Origin of the sequence: Echinicola sp. 20G, assembly GCF_015533855.1 — a bacterium.
Lineage (GTDB): Bacteria > Bacteroidota > Bacteroidia > Cytophagales > Cyclobacteriaceae > Echinicola.
Map to the genome: position 1 here is coordinate 3,949,668 of NZ_AP024154.1, position 20,645 is coordinate 3,970,312.

General features: G+C 38.4%; 14 protein-coding genes and 1 riboswitch. Of the genes, 12 read left to right on the forward strand and 2 right to left on the reverse strand.

The features are described from left to right. Positions 1 to 244 precede the first annotated feature (244 nt). The 3 genes from JL001_RS16025 (at position 245) to JL001_RS16035 (ending at position 2,496) form a co-directional block, all read left to right on the forward strand. Positions 245 to 874: a CoA pyrophosphatase gene (locus JL001_RS16025; RefSeq protein ID WP_200977873.1), complete on the forward strand. Its 630-nt coding sequence runs from the start codon at positions 245 to 247 to the stop codon at positions 872 to 874. 119 nt (positions 875 to 993) lie between these two features. Next, the gene (locus JL001_RS16030) at positions 994 to 2,247 is read left to right on the forward strand and encodes a DUF819 domain-containing protein (protein ID WP_200977875.1); all 1,254 of its coding nucleotides are present in this window, start codon (positions 994 to 996) and stop codon (positions 2,245 to 2,247) included. A 3-nt stretch (positions 2,248 to 2,250) separates the two neighbouring features. Then, positions 2,251 to 2,496, forward strand: a complete 246-nt coding sequence (locus JL001_RS16035) for a (2Fe-2S) ferredoxin domain-containing protein (RefSeq protein ID WP_192009984.1) — start codon at positions 2,251 to 2,253, stop codon at positions 2,494 to 2,496. 54 nt (positions 2,497 to 2,550) lie between these two features. On the opposite strand, the gene JL001_RS16040 is transcribed toward JL001_RS16035, so the two are convergent. Continuing rightward, a complete protein-coding gene (locus tag JL001_RS16040) occupies positions 2,551 to 2,871 on the reverse strand; it encodes a YbjQ family protein (protein ID WP_192009985.1) in 321 nt (106 codons plus the stop codon). A gap of 241 nt (positions 2,872 to 3,112) precedes the next feature. Here JL001_RS16040 and JL001_RS16045 point away from each other — a divergent pair, with 241 nt between their 5' ends. The 9 genes from JL001_RS16045 to JL001_RS16085 all read left to right on the forward strand — a co-directional run bounded on the left by JL001_RS16045 (position 3,113) and on the right by JL001_RS16085 (position 19,355). Further along, entirely contained in the window at positions 3,113 to 4,423 is a 1,311-nt protein-coding gene (locus tag JL001_RS16045; RefSeq protein WP_200980469.1) for a hypothetical protein, read from the forward strand. Between the two features lie 110 nt (positions 4,424 to 4,533). Further along, a riboswitch (SAM riboswitch) is annotated at positions 4,534 to 4,635 on the forward strand. 66 nt (positions 4,636 to 4,701) lie between these two features. Further along, positions 4,702 to 5,742, forward strand: a complete 1,041-nt coding sequence (locus JL001_RS16050; protein WP_200977876.1) for a homocysteine S-methyltransferase family protein — start codon at positions 4,702 to 4,704, stop codon at positions 5,740 to 5,742. A gap of 5 nt (positions 5,743 to 5,747) precedes the next feature. Continuing rightward, a complete protein-coding gene (metH, locus tag JL001_RS16055; RefSeq protein ID WP_200977883.1) occupies positions 5,748 to 8,456 on the forward strand; it encodes a methionine synthase in 2,709 nt (902 codons plus the stop codon). 84 nt (positions 8,457 to 8,540) lie between these two features. Beyond that, positions 8,541 to 9,494 carry a methylenetetrahydrofolate reductase [NAD(P)H] gene (metF, locus tag JL001_RS16060; RefSeq protein ID WP_200977885.1) on the forward strand — a complete coding sequence of 318 codons (954 nt, stop codon included), beginning with the start codon at positions 8,541 to 8,543 and terminating at the stop codon, positions 9,492 to 9,494. 229 nt (positions 9,495 to 9,723) lie between these two features. After that, a complete protein-coding gene (locus JL001_RS16065; RefSeq protein WP_200977887.1) occupies positions 9,724 to 10,338 on the forward strand; it encodes an RNA polymerase sigma factor in 615 nt (204 codons plus the stop codon). A 144-nt stretch (positions 10,339 to 10,482) separates the two neighbouring features. Continuing rightward, entirely contained in the window at positions 10,483 to 11,550 is a 1,068-nt protein-coding gene (locus JL001_RS16070; RefSeq protein ID WP_200977889.1) for a FecR family protein, read from the forward strand. A 43-nt stretch (positions 11,551 to 11,593) separates the two neighbouring features. Then, entirely contained in the window at positions 11,594 to 14,929 is a 3,336-nt protein-coding gene (locus JL001_RS16075) for a TonB-dependent receptor (RefSeq protein ID WP_200977891.1), read from the forward strand. A gap of 10 nt (positions 14,930 to 14,939) precedes the next feature. After that, positions 14,940 to 16,601: a RagB/SusD family nutrient uptake outer membrane protein gene (locus JL001_RS16080; protein ID WP_200977893.1), complete on the forward strand. Its 1,662-nt coding sequence runs from the start codon at positions 14,940 to 14,942 to the stop codon at positions 16,599 to 16,601. Between the two features lie 111 nt (positions 16,602 to 16,712). Next, entirely contained in the window at positions 16,713 to 19,355 is a 2,643-nt protein-coding gene (locus JL001_RS16085; RefSeq protein ID WP_200977895.1) for a glycoside hydrolase N-terminal domain-containing protein, read from the forward strand. A gap of 274 nt (positions 19,356 to 19,629) precedes the next feature. Here JL001_RS16085 and JL001_RS16090 read toward each other — a convergent pair whose 3' ends face one another. Then, positions 19,630 to 20,211 carry a hypothetical protein gene (locus tag JL001_RS16090; protein ID WP_200977897.1) on the reverse strand — a complete coding sequence of 194 codons (582 nt, stop codon included), beginning with the start codon at positions 20,209 to 20,211 and terminating at the stop codon, positions 19,630 to 19,632. Positions 20,212 to 20,645 lie beyond the last annotated feature (434 nt).

The window sequence follows — 20,645 nt, forward strand, 5'->3', positions numbered from 1 at the left end:
TATAATTTTTATATTTTTTTAAGCTTTAATGTTTAACCACACTTTGATCATGTACACCTTGATCCAAGATCAGTTTAATAGAAATGCTCAAAGCAAGCAAACACATGAGTTGATTAAAGCAATTTCTCGCTTAAACTTTTTCGATCCATCCTCATCTTTATTATTTTTCTAATTACTTTGAGAGTATTTACTATGGAATTAAAGTATAGTATAATCTGTTAGAGGGGTGAAAAATTAAGCATGTATGCAGCTAGAAGAAGTAATTGATACCATCGAAAATAAACTTCAATACCCATTACCAGGGAGGAAAGGCCAAATTATGATGGCTCCTCAACCCTTGAATGAGGCTCGGTTTGCACAACAGGACTTAAAAAATGCTAGAAAAGGGGCAGTATTGATATTGCTATACCCCGGAGAAAATGGTTGCATGGTTCCTTTCATCAAAAGGCCCGAGTATGATGGAACACATAGTGGGCAGGTTTCTTTCCCAGGAGGAAAGTGGGAAGAATCTGATCAAAATCTACAAGAAACAGCATTAAGAGAAACAGAGGAGGAAATTGGAGTGGACCGTGCTCAAATTCAATTATTGGGTAAACTCTCACAGCTATTTATTCCCCCAAGCAACTTTTTGGTTACTCCCTATATTGGCTTTATGCGCTCAGCTCCGGTATTTAAGCCAGACCCTAGAGAGGTAGCTAGAGTCATTACTTGTGACTTTAGTGTTTTGGTGGATCATAATATCCGCAAAGAAAAGGATTTTGAGCTTGCTCGTGGAGCTAAGATTAAAGCTCCATATTTTGATATCGATCAAGAAACGGTTTGGGGAGCAACCGCCATGATGCTTGGAGAATTAATGACCATTTGGGAACAGTAGTAAGGACAGAAAGATTCTTGTCGCAATAATTTTAAAAACACATAAAACAAGGGTTAATTTTTTTTTCTTTTAGGTTTTACTTCTTTTGTGGGATAAATTTTTTTCATAATTTAAAATCCATGCAGGAATCTACTCCCTTAATTACCAATGACGCTGTAGTATTAGGAATTCTAATGGTCATTTTGGCATTGGTATTTGGTACAGCAAGCAGCAAGAAAGTTTTTTGGCAAAAATTCTATCGGGTAGTACCTACCGTATTGCTCTGTTATTTTCTTCCATCCATTTTAAATACACTTGGAATTATTTCAGGGCAAAGTTCCAATTTGTACCAAGTGGCTTCTCGGTATTTACTTCCCGCTTCATTGGTGCTTTTGACTTTGAGTATTGACTTTAAGTCTATTCTTAAATTAGGTCCCAAAGCGCTGATTATGTTTTTGGCTGGAACTTTCGGTATAATCTTGGGAGGACCTCTGGCTGTTTTGACGGTATCAGTATTTGATCCTTCGGTTGTAGGGGGAGCAGGGCCTGATGAAGTTTGGAGAGGCTTGGCCACGATAGCTGGGAGTTGGATCGGTGGGGGAGCCAATCAAACTGCGATGTTAAAGACTTTCGGAGCCAGTCCTGAATTATTCAGTCAGATGATTGCTGTGGATGTGGTCATGGCCAATTTATGGTTAGCATTTTTACTGTATTGGGCAGCTAATCCGGGAAGAATCGACAAAATATTCAAAGCTGACAGTTCTTCCATTATTGAACTCCAAAAGAAAGTAGAAGCTTATAGAGGAAGCATCATGAAGATTCCGAATATGACTGACACCTTGTTAGTATTGGGGGTAGGTTTTGGAATCACTGGATTTTCCCATTGGTTGGCTGATTTTATTGCGCCTTGGATAGGAACTAATTATCCCGAACTGGAAAAGTACTCCTTGGACTCTGCGTTTTTCTGGATCGTGGTCATTGCAACTACTGGTGGGTTGATTTTGTCATTTACCAAAGCCAGAAATTTGGAAGGGGTTGGAGCAAGCCGGTTAGGAAGTGTTTTACTCTATGTATTGATTGCGACTGTGGGGATGCAAATGGATTTATTTGCTATATTGGATAACCCAACCTTGTTTGTAGTAGGAGGACTTTGGATGGTTTTTCACATTGTGATCATGCTCATTGTGGCTTATTTCATCAAAGCACCTTTCTTCTTTGTTGCTGTGGGCTCACAGGCCAATGTAGGAGGAGCTGCCTCTGCGCCTATCGTGGCTTCAGCATTTAACCCATCTTTGGCTCCTGTAGGAGTTTTGTTAGCAGTGTTTGGCTATGCAGCAGGAACTTATGGAGCTTATTTGTGCGGATTACTGTTGCAATTGGTATCAAACCTGTAGAATATGGCGCTTTATAGAAAATTCATATTTGTCTGCACAGGCTCAGACTGTAAAAAGAATGGTTGCAAGGGACTTTTAAAAGAAGCAAAAGATGTCATTAAACTGGATGACCATAAGGGGAAATACAAATTGGTGAAGACAAAATGTATGGATTTCTGTAAAACAGGACCTGTTGTAGTGGTCAGTAACGAGGTAATTAAAAAGGCTGACAAGATGAAACTAAAAATGGCTTTGGATGCCCACAAGTAATCCAATTGGTCAAAAGAAGGAAAGCTATCCCTAAATTTGGGATAGCTTTTTTTATTATTTCGGTTCAATCACCACAGCAGTTCCGCTGGCAGTAACCATCAACATGCCATCTCTTATGGTTTCATAGTCAAGGTCAACTCCCACTACAGCGTTTCCACCAAATGCTCTTGCCTGCATTTCCATTTCTGCCAAAGAAGTGGTCTTGGCTTCTTTCAGAACTTTTTCATAAGCTCCAGAACGACCACCGACGATATCTGTAATGCTTGCAAAAAAATCTCTAAATACGTTGGCCCCAATAATGGTTTCACCGGTCACAATCCCGCAATAACGCTTGATCTCATGTCCTTCAACTGATGGTGTTGTTGTTGTAATCATTTTGTTCATTTTAATGGTAAAAAGATTCTTTGTGAAATTCTTGCTGAAGTTAATAAAAATGAAATGATTTTTAGACCTACTTGATAATAGGTTTAGGCATAAGCTTTGCTATTGTTTTAACTATTATTCATTCAATTGCAGCATTACCCATTCTTTTAACTAGATTCAAGTTTAGGTTTTGGATAAGAAAAGTATCGTATTGAATTATTATAATTTTATTTTTGTGGGGAAATTGCAACTCATGAGACTTGTCGCCTTTGTTTTTGTTTTGATCATCAGCACCCACTGTATTTTTGCCCAAGGGCTAAACCGCTATCAGAGGACTACTTTCAATGTATTTTTCGGGACTTCTGGTGCCAACCTGCAGGGCTTGGATGACTTTTTGGAAGACAGGGGAGAAGCGACTCTTCCTAACAGTTATAGAACTTATGGTCTGGCTTACCAGAGTCGCTTCAATGATTTTATTGTGGGAGCGGAGCTATACCAAAACAATGGTGCCAATGGCATGTATGGTGATTATACCTTGGACTATAGAACGACCAGGTTATTTCTAAATGTAGGTTATAGCTTTACGGAAGAAGGAAGATTCCATTTGATTCACTATATGTCTATGGGGGTTGGCTATTTGAACTTTCAAATGCTTAAAGATGTCAATGATTATACGTTAGATGATTTTTTGGAAAATCCTGCCAATGGATTCATTTTAAGGAAAAATGACATTACACAAGGAAGTAATAAGTTGGGTGGTTTTCTCACTGAAATTGGTTTTGAAGTGGGCTATGACCTGAATATCTTACCCAGTGAAGAGGAAGTTTCCCTCATTGCCAAAGTCGGTTACTCCTTCAACCCTTTTGAAGAATCGTGGAAAATCAATGGATTTACTTTCGACAATCTTCAAAGTGGAGCATTCATCCGAATAGGAGCAGGAATTACCTTGCCTGAAGAAAACTACTTTTACCGGGATGCTTCTTTAGGGATTCATTTTATTTATGGCCAGCATTTCAGTAAACCAAACGCTTTGAATCAACATTTAAGAGAAAATGGTTACAAAGAGCTTTCAGGTGTTCCTCAAAACCTTGGATTGAAGATTCTTGGTGAAAACAGAGGGTTCCTATATGGGCTAGATGTGTACAATGTAACCATGCATGGTAACGCTAACGAGAACTATCTGCAGAGTCTAAACAGTGTGAGGGTTTATGGCAATATGGGGCAAAAAATCATCGATTTGAATGATTGGGAAGTAGGACTATTGGGAGGTTTGGGCTATGCCAATTTAAGGTATTCATTAATGCATAAGAGAAAAGTTCCTTTTCCAGAATTGATAGATATTCCTGATTATGATGGGGAACTCCGAAAAGGTGGAATGATGGCCAAACCTGAAGTATACCTGGCTTATGCATTGTCCCTGTCCAAGAAAGACAAAGTTGACCTCGTGTTATCACTTAATGGAGGATACGAGCTTCCTATTGGGCAATATAAATTGGGAGATGTCAGCATGTCCAAATACATGAGCTCACCCTACTTGCAGTTGGGAGTAGGTGTTCGGCCATGAGGTAAAAACTAGACAAGGCATTTACCGCCATTAGCACTTCGCTTGACGAATCCTTAAATAAATTCTGATTATTGCAATTGTTTTCCATCATTTCCTGTTAACTTTGGATTTGCTTATCGAGAAAGACCGAGGGAAGGGCCCGATGACGTCTTAGCAACCTGCAACAACAAGGTGCTAACTCCCATCCTGAGAAAGACAGGAAAAGATGAGCGATAGAATATTTTCTACGTTTTTCTACCGGTTCTTTGCTCGATACAGCTTTTAATTAATTGAAGAGCATGAATACAAGAACTGACATATTACTTCAACAACTTCAAAAGAAAATCTTGATTCTCGATGGTGCCATGGGGACTATGATCCAACGTTACAAGTTGGAAGAGAAGGATTTTAGAACTTCGGCATTGGAGCATCATCCTAAACCACTCAAAGGGAACAATGATTTATTGTCATTGAGCAGACCGGATATCATCAGGGCAATTCATCAAGCTTACTTGGATGCAGGTTCTGATATTTTGGAGACCAATACTTTTAGCAGCACGACCATTGCACAAGATGATTATGACCTTTCTCATTTGGCCTATGAACTGAATTTTGAGTCTGCCAAGATAGCAAAGGAAGTGGCTTTGGCCCAATCGGAAAAAACACCAGACCAACCCCGATTTGTTGCTGGAGCTATTGGCCCAACAAATAGGACTGCCTCCATCTCTCCTGATGTTAATGATCCCGGTTTCAGGGCGATTAATTTTGACCAATTGGCTGAAGCATATGCCGAGCAAGTTCGAGGATTGTTGGATGGTGGATCCGATATATTATTAGTGGAAACGATATTCGATACGCTCAACGCCAAAGCTGCCCTGTTTGCCATTCAGGAAGTATTTGAAGAAAAAGGGATTCCTTTGAACCCTGAAGAAGGTGGAATACCTATTATGATTTCTGGCACCATCACAGATGCTTCCGGTAGAACATTGTCTGGACAAACTACTGAAGCATTCTTGATTTCACTTTCACATGTGCCTTTGATCAGTATTGGGTTGAATTGTGCTTTGGGAGCTAAAGAGCTAAGACCTTACTTAAAGGTATTGGCTGAAAAAGCGCCATTTTATGTAAGTGCTTATCCCAATGCAGGCCTACCCAATGAATTTGGACAGTATGATCAGACAGCTAATGAGATGGCTGATCAGGTTGAGGAATTCCTGAAAGATGGATTGATCAATATCCTTGGCGGATGTTGTGGCACAACACCAGAACATATCCAAACCATCGCTGAGGTAAGTAAAAAGTATAAACCCCGAAAATTGGCATTTGCAATAGAAGAATAGTGGGAATGGATAACACAAGTAAAAACAATTTACTCAAACTCTCAGGTCTTGAGCCTTTGGTATTTACACCTGAGTTGAATTTTGTCAACATTGGTGAAAGAACCAATGTGACAGGTTCTAAGAAATTTGCCCGACTGATTCTAAACGGGCAGTTTGATGAAGCTTTAGAAGTGGCGCTGGACCAAGTAAGAGGAGGTGCACAAGTGTTGGATGTCTGCATGGATGAAGGCATGCTCGATGGAGAGGCTGCCATGGTCAAGTACCTTAACCTTTTGGCTTCTGAACCTGAAATCAGTAGAATTCCGATCGTCGTTGATAGTTCCAAATGGAATATCATTTTGGCTGGATTGAAATGTATCCAAGGCAAAGGGATTGTCAATTCCATAAGTTTGAAAAACGGGGAAGAGGAGTTTGTGTACCAAGCCAAGACGATCAAGAAGTTTGGAGCTGCCGTGGTAGTGATGGCTTTTGATGAAGATGGGCAAGCAGATACCTATCAGCGCAGGGTAGAAATTTGCAAAAGAAGTTATGATATACTTGTAAATGAAGTAAAATTCAACAGGCAAGACATCATCTTTGATCCAAATATTTTTCCAGTAGCAACTGGAATGGATGAGCATAAGACCAATGCTATAGACTTTTTTAAAGCTACCAAGTGGATCAAGGAAAACTTGCCCGGTGCCAAAGTCAGTGGTGGAGTCAGTAATGTCAGCTTCTCTTTTAGAGGAAACAACCCTGTTCGGGAAGCCATGCATGCAGTTTTCCTTTACCATGCAATCCAACATGGCATGGATATGGGGATTGTGAATCCATCTATGCTGGAAGTGTATGATGATATTCCAAAAGACTTGCTGGAGCATGTGGAAGATGTGATCTGGAACAGAAGGGAAGATGCTACCGAAAGATTACTTGATTTTGCAGAAACTGTAAAATCTTCAGGTAAAAAAGAAGCAGTAAGTGAAGCTTGGCGGTCAGATTCTGTGGCCAAAAGGATAGAGCACTCTCTGGTCAAGGGAATTATAGACCATATTGTGGAAGATGCTGAAGAGGCACGTCAAGAATTAAAGAGTCCCTTAAAAGTGATAGAAGGGCCTTTGATGGACGGAATGAATGTGGTAGGTGATCTCTTTGGTTCAGGAAAGATGTTCTTGCCTCAAGTGGTGAAGTCTGCACGTGTGATGAAAAAGGCGGTTGCCTACTTGGAACCATTTATGCCCAAAGCGGGAGACGCTGATTTCAATGAAAGTCAAAGCTCCATCAAAAAAGTCTTGCTGGCTACTGTTAAAGGTGATGTTCATGATATTGGCAAAAATATCGTAGGGGTGGTTTTGGCTTGTAATAGCTATCAGATCATTGATTTGGGTGTAATGGTGGATGCCCAGACTATTATTGATGAAGCGATCAAGAATAAAGTGGACATCATTGGATTGAGTGGTTTGATTACACCTTCCTTGGATGAAATGGTCAATGTAGCCTCTGAAATGGAGCGACAAGGACTTAAAATTCCTTTGTTGATTGGTGGAGCGACAACTAGCCGAATCCACACGGCTGTTAAAATCGACCCGGTTTATAGTGGTACAGTGGTTCACGTTTTGGATGCTTCCAAATCTGTTCCTGTAGCAGGTGAAGCGATCAGCGAAGAAACACGGGAAGTTTATCATCAGCAGATCAAGGCAACATATGCTGAATTGCGTGAAGCGCACCAAGCCAAGCAAGAAGCCAAGCAATTGGCCACGTATGAGGAAGCAAAAGCCAATCCAACTACTATTGATTGGGAGAATTATAAACCTGTGAAACCTGCAAAACTGGGGAAGACTATCTTAAATCTTGACCTTGAGATTTTAAGAAACTATATAGATTGGACGCCTTTCTTTAGCACATGGATGCTGGCAGGTAAATACCCAAAAATCCTCAAGGATGAGGTAGTGGGAGAACAAGCGCAAAAACTCTATGATGAAGCGAATTTGATGCTCGATAAAATCATAGCAGAAAAATGGCTTGAAGCTAAGGCAGTTGTGGGATTATTTCCTGTTCTGAGAAGCGGAGATGACCTTACCATTCTAAATGAAAATAATCAAGAAACTTCAACCCAGTTCCATTTCCTAAGACAACAAGGAAAAAAAGGCAAAGGTGTGCCTAACCGATCTTTAGCCGATTACTTGCATCCTGATGATGTAGATTACTTTGGAGGTTTTGCGGTAACAGCTGGTTTGAAAATGGATGATAGGGTAGAAGCTTACAAGGCTGCAGGTGATGATTATAATGAAATTATGTTCAAATCCTTAGGTGACCGATTGGCGGAAGCGGCTGCTGAATATATGCATGAAGTGGTTAGAAAAGACCTATGGGGATATGCCAAAGAGGAAAGCCTTGACAATGATGCCTTGATCAAAGAAGCTTATCATGGCATTCGTCCTGCACCAGGTTATCCGGCTTGCCCTGAACATTCTGAGAAGATCACTTTATTCCAGCTGCTTGATGTGGAAAATACAATTGGCGTTAGTCTTACAGACAGCTTTGCCATGGTGCCAACTTCTTCAGTAAGTGGATTTTATTTTGGAAACCCCGATAGTAAATACTTTGGTCTGGGCAAGATAGGAGAGGATCAGGTTGAAAGTTACGCGCAGCGCAAAGGAGTTTCCAAGGAGCAAGCTGAAAAGTGGCTCAGTCCTAATTTGGCTTACAATCCCAGCCTTAATCCAGTAATGGAATAATCATTAGCTTAGACAATACCACGTGAAGTGCTTTTAAAATTTTCTGTAAAAGCACTTCACGTTATGTGACAACCATAAATACCCATGAAAGTAACAGAACACATAAAACAATCGAAAAAAACACTTTTTTCATTTGAAATTCTTCCTCCTCTAAAAGGACAAAGCTTGAATGAAATGCTGGATGGCATTTCTCCATTGATGGAGTTTAATCCTCCTTTTATCGATGTGACCTACCATCGTGAAGAGTACATTTATAAAAAGCACCCAAATGGCCTGCTTGAAAAAGTTAGCACAAGAAAGCGTCCAGGTACCGTAGGGATTTGTGCGGCATTGATGAACAGGTTCAAGGTGGATGCGGTCCCTCATATCCTTTGCGGTGGCTTTAATAAAGAAGAAACCGAAAATGCCTTAATCGACCTTAATTTTATAGGTGTAGAAAATGTTTTGGCGCTAAGAGGTGATGCCCCTAAGTCTGAAGGCAGATTTGTTCCTGAAGAAGATGGCCATAACTATACCAATGAACTGGTCAGCCAGATTGTGGGAATGAATAATGGAAAGTATTTGCACGAAGAAACTGAAACGGGCTTTCAGACGGATTTTTGCATTGGCGTAGCTGGCTATCCAGAAAAACATTTTGAAGCACCTAGTTTCAAATTTGACTTGAAAAACTTAAAGGCCAAAGTAGATGCAGGAGCCGAGTATATTGTGACTCAAATGTTTTTTGACAATCAAAAGTATTTCGACTTTGTAAAGAGTGTAAGGGAAGCAGGAATTACTGTTCCGATCATTCCTGGATTAAAACCTATCACTACACTAGGACAGATTACAGTGCTACCAAGTATATTCTTTTTGGATATGCCAGATGCCCTTATGGATGAGTTAGAGAAGTGCAAAACCAATGCAGATGTGAGACAGGTAGGTATAGAGTGGGCCATCCAGCAAAGTAAGGAATTGGTGGATTTTGGAGTGCCTTGTTTACATTATTATACGATGAGCAAGGCCAGTACAGTTCATAAGGTGGCCAGTGAGGTATTCTAAATTTAAAATATATATGAATATGAAGGCGATCCAATTTGGGTCGCCTTTTTAATTTATTCACCATATTTTATTCAATATCATAAAGGTTGAATAATAAACTTGCAAATTATGTAAGGTTAGTAGTATAATATTGTACATATATTATTTGTGCAAAAATAATATATGGTATTGATAATAATTAGGTGTTAATTATGCGGCGGATTGAGTAGATTGTATAATAAATCTACTGATGATGGAAACAAGTTTAGATAGGTATAATGACAAAGAACTTTGGGAGCTAATCAGTAATAATGATGAATACGCGTTTACTTTTTTGTATGAGAGTTATGTGGATTCTTTGTTCAGATATGGGCAAAGAATCACACAAAAAATTGAACTAATAGAAGATTCTATTCAAGATCTTTTTACAAAAATCTGGATCAATAGAAAGCAGATTAGAATTCAAAAATCAATCAAGTTTTATCTTTTTACTACTTTTCGAAGAGACTTACTCTTACGAGTAAAACACATTAACAAATTTGGTGACCTAAGTTCAGGCATTACTAATTCACTTCAAGAGGAATCATACCAGGATTTTATCCTTCAACAAGAAGTTGCCGAAGGAAAACTGGAGATTCTCGATTACTCCATGAACCATCTTACCAAAAGGCAAAAAGAAGCGCTTCACTTGAAGTACATAGAGAATCAATCCTATGAGGAGATAGCAAAATTAATGGGAATCCAAGTACCAACATTATATAATGTGATTTTTAGAGCGATAAAGATTCTTAAAAATGACTTTAAAAAGTACAGCTACAAGTATAAAATAATTGTTCTAATTTACTATTTGAAGGATCTTTTGTAAGGGTAAAACTAGGTTCTATTTTTTCTACTGAATTGGTTTAAAAAGACTTTTATCGCTAACATTAATTTTAACCTAAAAAAAACACATTTTTTTTTGTTAGATATCTAACTGTTCTCTCTCTTAATATATAAAAGGGAGGAAATTTTGAAAAACCACTTACAAACAGTTGAAGACTTCTTATCTGATGATGATTTTCGAAACTGGGTACTCGAAGAAGGATCAGATAGTAGAAACCTTACTTGGCGTCAATGGCTGGAAGAAAATTCCAATAATCAAAAGGCATTTTTTAAAGCTAAGAAGATATTGGAAAACCTTCATCAAGAAACAGTAGCTCTTGAAGAAAGTAGGAAGAGAGAAATTTTTAGTTCTATAAAGTCTAACATAAAAAAGCATAAAGATCAAAATACAAGTAAAAGGTATTTTGATTTAGACACCATTCTTAAAAGCACCTTTTTTAAAGCGGCAGCAGTTAGTGTCATTTTAATTATAGCCTCAATAATTATTCGGGATAATTTATCATTAAACCGTGAGAATGAAACCTCAAAAATTTTAAAAGATGAATGGGTAACCAAGACAAATGAGAAAGGAAAGAAATCTATTATCCATCTTCCTGATGGAAGTAGTGTTTTTTTGAATTCAGATAGTAAGCTCCGGTACAACAAATTAGGTTTTGGTTTACAACACCGCGATATATACCTAGAAGGGGAAGCATTTTTTGAAGTAAAGAAAGATAGCTTAAACCCATTTTCTGTTCACTCCCAATCGATTACTACAACTGCATTAGGCACTTCCTTTAATGTTAATGCATATCCTTCCTCTCCGGTAAAAGTATATCTCGCTACTGGTATGGTCAAAGTAGAAAAGACCGTAAAGCAATCAGCCAATCAGGAAATAGTGCTGATACCAGGCCAAGAAGCTTCTCTGGATAAAAATTATAATCTTCAAAAATCCAACGTTCCGAATACTAAAATATATCAATGGAAAGAAGGTGTTCTTTACTTTGACAAAACACCATTAAATAAGGCCATTTCAACATTGGAAAGATGGTATGGAGTAAGCATAACCACAGATGGAATGAGCAGTAAAGAACTCATCATAAGTGGTGAATTTAAAAATGAAAATCTAGAAAATGTCCTTAAGACTATGCAATACTCTTTGGAGTTTGATTTTGTCATTCACCAACAAGATATCAGGATCAAATTCAATCCGTAGCTATTGATTTTAACCATAACAATAATAACCAAAATAACTAAGTATGAAACATTTAATACCATTACTAATTCCAAAAGGTAGGTGCTATCCACTTGTAATAGCCTACCTTTTGATGGTTGTCTGTTCTTACAATGCGCTAGCTTCTACTGATGAGCAATTCAAAACCGATATGTCCAAAGTCAAAGTTTCATTTGACGTCAAACAAACAGGCATTGATAAGGTCTTTGAAAAAATCGGTACACAAACTGAATTCTCCTTTTTTTATGAGCAGGATTTGGTTAAGGAAGTTTTGCCTGTTACACTATCTGTAAAAAATGAAACATTAGAGAATGTATTGTATTTGCTCGCAGAATCACACCAACTACAATTCAAACAGGTTAACGACCGCATTAGTGTAAAGAGGTCTTTACAGCCAAAAGTTGAACAACATATTAGTGTTGAGCTAACCGTTAAGGGTACTGTAAGGGATGAGGGTAATGAACCTATACCCGGAGTCAGTATTTTAATAAAAGGTACTTCCTCAGGAACAGTGACGGGTTTAGACGGAAACTATGTCATTGAAAATGTACCGGACGATGGTATACTCGTTTATTCATTCATTGGGTATGTGAAACAGGAGGTTCCGGTAGATGGTAGGACAGAGTTGGATATAACTCTATCTCTGGATACTCAGTCTTTAGATGAAGTAGTAGTCATTGGATATGGCACAGTAGAAAAGAGGGATTTAACTGGAGCTGTGGCCAGTGTCGATGTAAAGCAGCAAGAAGAATTACCCAATGTAAACCTCTTCCAATCACTACAAGGTAGGGTACCAGGCTTAAATGTAGGTGCAACAACAAGTTCAGGTGCTAATCCTAGGATTGACATTAGGGGCCAAAATACTTTGTCAAGCTCTGCCGGGGACAATGCACCCCTAATTGTTTTGGATGGAATAATCTACCGGGGAAGTATGGTGGATATCAATCCCGCCACTGTAGAGTCTGTAGAAGTACTAAAAGATGGAAGTGCTGCTGCAGTGTATGGATCCCAAGCTTCAAATGGTGTCATATTGGTTACTACTAAAAAGGGAAAGATAGAAGGAAAGCCCATTATAAACTACTCCGGGCAATTCTCTCTTCAAGTGGCTTCAAAAACACTTGAGCCTTTTAATACCGCTGAAAGTAAAGCTTTTTTAGATGATGTGTATTGGACCGACAGTAGGATTGGTCCGGAGTACCTTACACCTAATCCTGATTTTTCAGTTGTCCCATTCTTAAAAACGCTACAAATTTCCGAAGGGTATGAAAATAATCTAGATAATGATTGGTGGGGGATGTTGACTGGTGATGGACATATCAATAAACATGATATAAGTATCAGAGGTAGGTCCGAAAATTCCGGTTATTTTGTTTCAGCTGGTATTTTAGATCAGAAAGGTTTTATCAAGAACGATGATTATCAGAGAATCAGTCTGAACATCAATATGGATACTAAAATTACAGACTGGTTAAAATTTGGAATGGAGACATTTTTGACCTCAAGTGATTATTCAGGGGTCTCACCAGGTGTGGGTGCAGTGTTTCACTTACAGACATTCGCTCCATTATATGATGACAATGGTGATTATGTGTTAGAGCCTAATGGTACAGGACTTAACCCATTTTTACAATATCAAATAGATGATGAAGAGAAGCGGCTGAACCTGTTCGGGAATTTTCATTTCGATGTACAACTTCCATTTCTTGAGGGCTTTAATTACCGGTTGAATTTTGGTAATAATTATATCAATAATATTCATAATCAATTTAATCCTTGGGGCGCAAATTATACTGGTTCAGGATATAAAAACAGGAATGAAAGGTATAGTTATATTCTTGATAATATCATTTCTTATAAAAGAAGCTTTAATGATATCCATAAGCTGAATGTAACCCTTCTTTATGGAGTGGAAAATATCCAGACCAATTACACCAATTCCTCTGCCCAAAACTTTGTCAACCCGACTTTAGGCTATAATAAATTGGATGCTGGTGATCCCACATTGAACTCACTTAGCTCCGGTGCAGAAAAAGAGACCAGTTTATATACTATGGGAAGGGCAATCTACACTTTTAACGATCGGTATATGCTTACTGCAACTGTAAGGAGGGATGGATTTTCCGGTTTTGGCTCCAATAGCAAGTTTGGTACGTTTCCTTCCATTGCAGCTGGTTGGGTGATGAGTGAGGAAAGCTTTATGGAATACAGTGGAATAGATTACTTAAAGTTTAGGGTTTCTTATGGGCAAACAGGTAGAAGAGGGCTTTCTCGTTATCAAACATTAGCACGAATGGGGTCAACCCAAAGTATAGTTTTTGGTGACGGCGGAAGTGCTACTATCGGTCAATGGATTTCAAGTATGGCAAATGATAACCTAAAATGGGAGACGACTACTGGATTAAATATTGGGTTTGATTTCGAATTACTTAAATCAAGACTCTATGGTAATATAGAGTATTACCGAAATAACACTGAAAACATATTGTATGATATTCAGATTCCAATCATTACAGGTTTTTCTAGCATTTCTACCAATATCGGAAATGTGAAAAACCACGGGTTAGAATTGGCATTAAATGGAAGAATTATCCAGAGTTCCGATATGAGCCTTGAAACTGGGTTCAATTTCTCACGAAATAGAAACGAAATAGTTTCTATACTGGGAGCCGATAATAACGGGGATGGAATAGAGGATGATATTGTCTCCAATCAACTTTTTATAGGTGAACCTCAAAACGTAGTGTTCGACTATGAGGTAATAGGTATGTGGCAATTGGAAGATGAAGTCCCGGATGGCTTCTTCCCGGGAACCTATAAACTGGATGATGCGAATGGAGATGGTACCATTACGCCGGATGATAGAAAGATTCTTGGATACAGAGATCCATCCTACAGATTTGGAATCAGCAATACTTTTAGATACAAGAACTTCTCTGTTTATGTATTTATTAATTCAATCCAAGGAGGAAAAGACTATTATTATGCAGATGGAAGTCCTTATCAAGACGGAGCTTTGTTCAAGAAGGATCAACTTTCCTATTCCAACGCCATGGCTTTTGATTATTGGATGCCAGAAAATCCAAATGCCAAATATAGAAGGTTGGATACTCCATCCAGCTTTGATGGAAGGCCCTATGACCAGAGAAATTTTGTGAGACTGCAGGATGTTTCGATCGCTTATAATTTTAACTCTGAGTTTTTGGAGAGGTTACACATCCGAAATCTCAAAGTTAACCTGAGTGGTAAGAACTTAGCCACTTGGACTAAGTGGGAAGGTTGGGACCCTGAAACCGGAGTAGGTTTGGTGGCCGGTGTTCCATTAATGAGAAATTATACCCTAGGTTTAAACATTGAATTTTAATAGAACAGCCATGAAACGAAGATATAAAATCATACTGCCCATCTTGCTATTGATCGCAAGTGTTTCTTGTAATGAGTCAGAATGGCTGGAAGAAGAGCCTCTTGACTTCTACACACCAAGTAATTCATTTTCCAAACCTTCTGACTTCAATGCAGCTGTGGCCAGAATCTATGAAAATGTTTTCCCAGCTCTATTAAACATAAACAGTAATGAAGGAAGGGCAATGCATTATCCTACTGATGTTGCATGGGATGCCATAGATATTACTCATGACCTGAACCTCTATACGGATAAGCTTACTCCAACGACTTCTGTAGTTAACAATGTTTGGGGAAGTTTATACCGAATGGTTTTTGATGCCAATGTAGTTATAGGAAGGATAGATGCCGAAAATATTGGGTTTACCTCTGAAACTGAAAGAAATACCTACAAAGCAGAAGCTATGTTTTTTAGGGCCTTGGCTTATAGAACCTTAGTCATCTTATATGGAGGAGTTCCCATTATTTTGGAAGAGGTAACAAGTCCTAGAAGAGATTTTACCAGGGCCACAAAAGATGAAGTAATTTCACAAATTGTCAGTGATCTGCAATTTGCAGTTTCCAATTTACCCGAGGTTACGGAGCTTTCTGAAACAGGAAGGCTGACCAAAGCAGCGGCAAATCATTTATTGGCTGAGGTTTATTTGATCAACGAAGATTGGGATGCAGCTATCTCTGCAGCATCAGCAGTGATCAATAATCCAAATTACAGCTTAATGACCGAAAGGTTTGGTACTAGAATGAATGAAGATGGCGATGTTTACTGGGATCTTTTCAGAAGAAATAACCAAAACAGGACCAGTGGTAACATGGAGTCAATCTGGGTTAGGCAATATGAATACTTGATTGATGGTGGTGGTGCTGGAAACCCTTGGCCCAGGTTTCTGATCCCGATGTATTGGCAGTTAAAAGATCCAGATGATAAAAACCTTTTTATTGGTCCATCAAATCAATATGGAGGGCGAGGGATCGGCTGGTATGCACCTACTCCTTATGTAAGACAACAAATTTGGGAAAGTGATTTTGACAATGATATCCGGAATTCAGGGAATAATATCATGAGGGATATTGTGGCCAATAATCCTGAGTCAGCTTATTACGGGCAAAAGATCGTAGAAAGTGGAGCGATAGAAAATTTCCCCAACACTTTAGATAGATGGTGGAGTGTGATTTTTGCAAAAGTAGCACCGATTAATAACTTTCCCGATGAATTTGTGCTTGACCCTGCAACTGGCTTGCTCAATAATTCTTCCAATAATTCTTTCACAGATCAATATATTTTCCGATTGGCTGAAACTTACCTTTTACGTGCAGAGGCATATTTAGGTAAGGGAGATCAAAGCAGTGCTGCTGCTGATATCAATGTGGTAAGAGCGAGGTCCAACGCTAATCCTGTTGCAGCTGGGGAAGTGGACATAGATTATATTTTGGATGAACGGGCTAGAGAGTTGGCCTGGGAAGAGCTGCGTTTACTCACCCTAATGCGATTGGGTAAACTTGTTGAAAGAGTAAAGCAATATAACCCTATTACTGGAGATAGAATTTCCGATCATCAGAATCTTTGGCCAATTCCTTTTAGGGAAATTGAGACCAATACGGAGGCTCAACTAAATCAAAACCCAGGGTATTTCTAAATAAATTGAGATGGATACTAAGTTTTTAGTCTTTTAGGCCTAATTTTAATTACTTATCAGTGCGTGGCCAATCGGCTGCGCACTTTATTTATCGATTTATTAATAAACATTATGAATTATACAGGAAGGTATCTCCATATTAAAGTCATTTGTTTTATCCTTTTTTTAGTTTCATTTTCTTCTTTTGGTCAGAAAGGCACCACTAACTCAAATATTAAGCAAGATTTAGAGGTTTGGTATGACCAGTCAGCTAAGGAGTGGACAGAAGCCATTCCTATAGGAAATGCTTTTATGGGAGGAATGGTCTTTGGTGGTGTGGAAAAAGAGAGAATCCAAATGAATGAAGCTACCCTTTATTCTGGAGATCCGGATTATACTTTTAAGAGTATCAATGTCCGGAAGCGTTATCCAGAAGTAATGGCGCTGCTTGAAGATGGTGAGTATTTAAAAGCCCAAGACATTATCCAGAAAGACTGGTTGGGAAGAGCGCAGCAGTGCTTTCAGCCCATGGGTGATTTATGGTTGGAATTTGATCATGATGGACAGGTAAAAGATTATAAGAGAAGCTTGGATTTAGGTAAATCGATAGTTTCAGTTAAATACAAAGTGGATGGGGTAAATTATACTAGGGAGTATTTTGCCAGCTATCCTGACCATGTCATTGTCGTAAAAGTAAGTGCCGATAAACCTGGTATGGTTAACTGTAAAGTCAGCCTTTCAACACCACATGCACCTACTGCCAAGAATTTTAAAGATGGAAATCAGCTTGTTCTTCAGGGAAAAGCACCGGGAATAGCCTTAAGAAGGGACCTTGAAAGGGTTATAAGGGAAGGAGATCAACATAAATACCCTGAAATATTTGATAAGGAAGGCAAGTTAAAGCCAGGAGCCAAGCAAGTCATGTATGATGAAGAGGTCTTTGGTTTAGGGATGGCATTTGACACTAGATTAGTAACCAGAAATAAAGGAGGCAAGGTAGTAATCGAAGATGATGCAGCTTATGTTGAAAATGCTGACGAAGCTGTATTTATTATTTCTGCCGCTACCAGTTATAACGGTTTTGATAAGTCACCTGCATTTGAGGGGATTGATTATGAGGCCAAAGTAAAAGGCTTGCTAAATGATGTCAAAGAGAAAGACTATGATGAATTAAGTCAACGTCATGTCGCTGATTATAAAGGTCTATTTGACCGAGTTGCTCTAAGCATAGAGAAGCCTGGAAAGCAATCCAAGTTACCAACTGACCAGAGGGTAAAGCTTTTCCAAAACGGTCAGGATCAATCATTAGTTGGTTTGTACTTTCAATTTGGTCGGTATTTGATGATTTCTGGATCCAGACCGGGCGGTCAACCGCTCAACTTACAAGGTATTTGGAATGCAGAAGTCATCCCTCCATGGGCAAGTGCTTATACGATGAATATTAATTTAGAAATGAATTACTGGCCTGCAGAACTGACCAATCTTTCAGAATGTCATGAGCCTTTGTTCCAAGCAATAAAGGAATTGGCCATTAATGGTGAAGTAACTGCTAGGGATATGTTTGGCAATCAAGGATGGGTGGCCAATCACAATATGACCGTTTGGAGGCATGCTGAACCAGTGGATTTATGTGCTTGTTCCTTTTGGCCAATGACGGCAGGTTGGTTGCTGAGCCATATGTGGGAGCGTTATTTGTTTACAGGAGATAAAGAGTTTTTGGAAACAGAAATATTCCCTTTACTGGAAGGAGCAGTATTATTTTATAAAGACTGGTTGGTGCCTAATAAGGAGGGCTATTTGGTGACTCCCGTTGGACATAGCCCAGAAAACAAATTCTATTTTAAAGACAATGAATTTTCTACCCAAAGTCCTGGGCCAACTATGGACATGGCAATTATCCGAGAATCGTTTTCACGGTATTTAGAAGCCTGTCAAAAACTTGGTTATCATACAGACATCGAAGAAGAGATAAGCTCAAAGCTGGATAAATTATTACCCTATCAAATTGGGAAGTATGGTCAGCTTCAAGAGTGGCAATTTGATTTTGAAGAACAAGAACCTCATCATCGACACATTTCTCATTTGTATGGATTTCATCCGGGTAATCAGATTGATATGTGGAATACCCCAGAGTTAGCTAAAGCAGTCAAGCAATCAATGGTTAGGAGAGGTGATCAAGCTACTGGATGGTCAATGGGATGGAAAGTAAATATATGGGCCAGGCTGTATGATGGTGATAAATCGTTGAAATTATTAACAAATCTTCTTCAACTGGTAAGAGAAGGAGAAAAAGGAAGTTCGCGTAGCGGAACATATACCAATCTTTTTGATGCGCATCCACCATTCCAGATTGATGGGAATTTTGGGGCTACGGCTGGAATTGCGGAAATGTTGGTGCAAAGCCATAATGGAGAAATTTATCTACTTCCTGCGTTACCAAAAGCTTGGAAAAGTGGTCAAGTAAAAGGACTTAAGGCAAGGGGAGGTTTTGAAATAGACCTAGCTTGGGAAAATGGAGAATTGACACATGCTACTATCCATTCTTCTTTGGAGGGTAATTGTAGGGTCAGAACCAATAAACCTGTCAAAGTTATTAATGCATCAACAATTACAGCAAAGGGGAATAACCCTAATGAATTATTTGAGTATGTAAAATCTGGAGGAGAGATCATCAAAGACTCCTCCCAATTAATCGAAATGGAATTCCCAGAAAGTGAAGCTATAGATTTCCTCGCTAAGTCTGGTGAAGTTTATGAAATTGAAGTAGTAAAGTGAAACTATAAAGAGGGTAGTAGCTGGTCTTTCTTGTCTCTAGTCGCGGCTAGAATCTGAGAATAATTATTTGCAATCAAGCCTGTATGGATGATTATCAGCAATGAAGAACTGGTTAGAAAGATTTTGACAAGGGTAGCTTCTATTGGTCTCATGTTATAACTAGTTGAAAATGGGACTGTAATCTAAACTCTACCTTAAAAAGTCTTCGTCAGAGTTTAGGTTACAGTCTCGAATCTTTGGAGATACAACACAGAATGTTTTTTAATGACAAACTCTACAATCTTTCAAAATAGTAATAAACCTGAGTAGGTCCATAAAGTGAATTTTCAAAATTCCAATCATATTTGAGGACCATTTCGCTTAATGATACTTTTTCCAAGTATATGTTTTCATAAAGATAAATTTTGAATCGGTTGGTGGCAATTAATTCCCAGCGATCAATCTCGGAAAAAAGTTTACACTTGCCATTTTCTCTGAAGTAAATGTTCTCAAAGACCACTCCGTCATTATTGAACTGTAAAAATGCGTTACCGCAATCTTTATGGCGAAAATCCTTGTACTGGTGATAGATGATATTTCCATCGTTATTTTCATCTATACCTATCTTGGTAATTTGCCATCTGCCAATAAATAAATGAGTGGAAGAGCTGTCTTTGGGCATATCAAGGAGAGTGGATGAGCTACCATCACCGTCTAAAAATCCAAAATAAATATTGGATGCCGAGTTACTACTATTTCTTTCTGGAGCAGTCCAAAAATTACTAGGACGCTGAGGGTCATCAGAAGAATCTATTGTACATGATATCAATAATGATAAGTACAATATTGGAAGAGAAACCTTTAAGATGTTTTTCATGAATATTGCGGTTAAGTTACTGATATAAAGTTACTTAAAAGTTTTATTTGTATTGATTTTAATTTTGTGTTTTTATGGAATCTCTTGAAAAAATAGGTGCTATAATCAGTTCTATTAACTATAATTTTTTTAAATAATATTCACGTACTTTATGAAAACAAGATCAATTAACCATTAGGCTATTAAGTTTAAAACCGTTACATGTTTTGAGGTGGTTTTTTATTATTTGGGATGAATATGGATTACTACTTGACCATTTTTATGAAGAACCTCATTTGCAAAACAGTCACAAAAAAAATTACATGGACTTTTGGTTCTCTTCTGCTTTTTTCTACATACAGAACTTCATAATTGATTCCTTTAGATAGATTTTGGTATTTAATGTAGTTCATTCTTTGCTAAAGTTTTTTAGGCTGATTTATTCATCGCGAAGT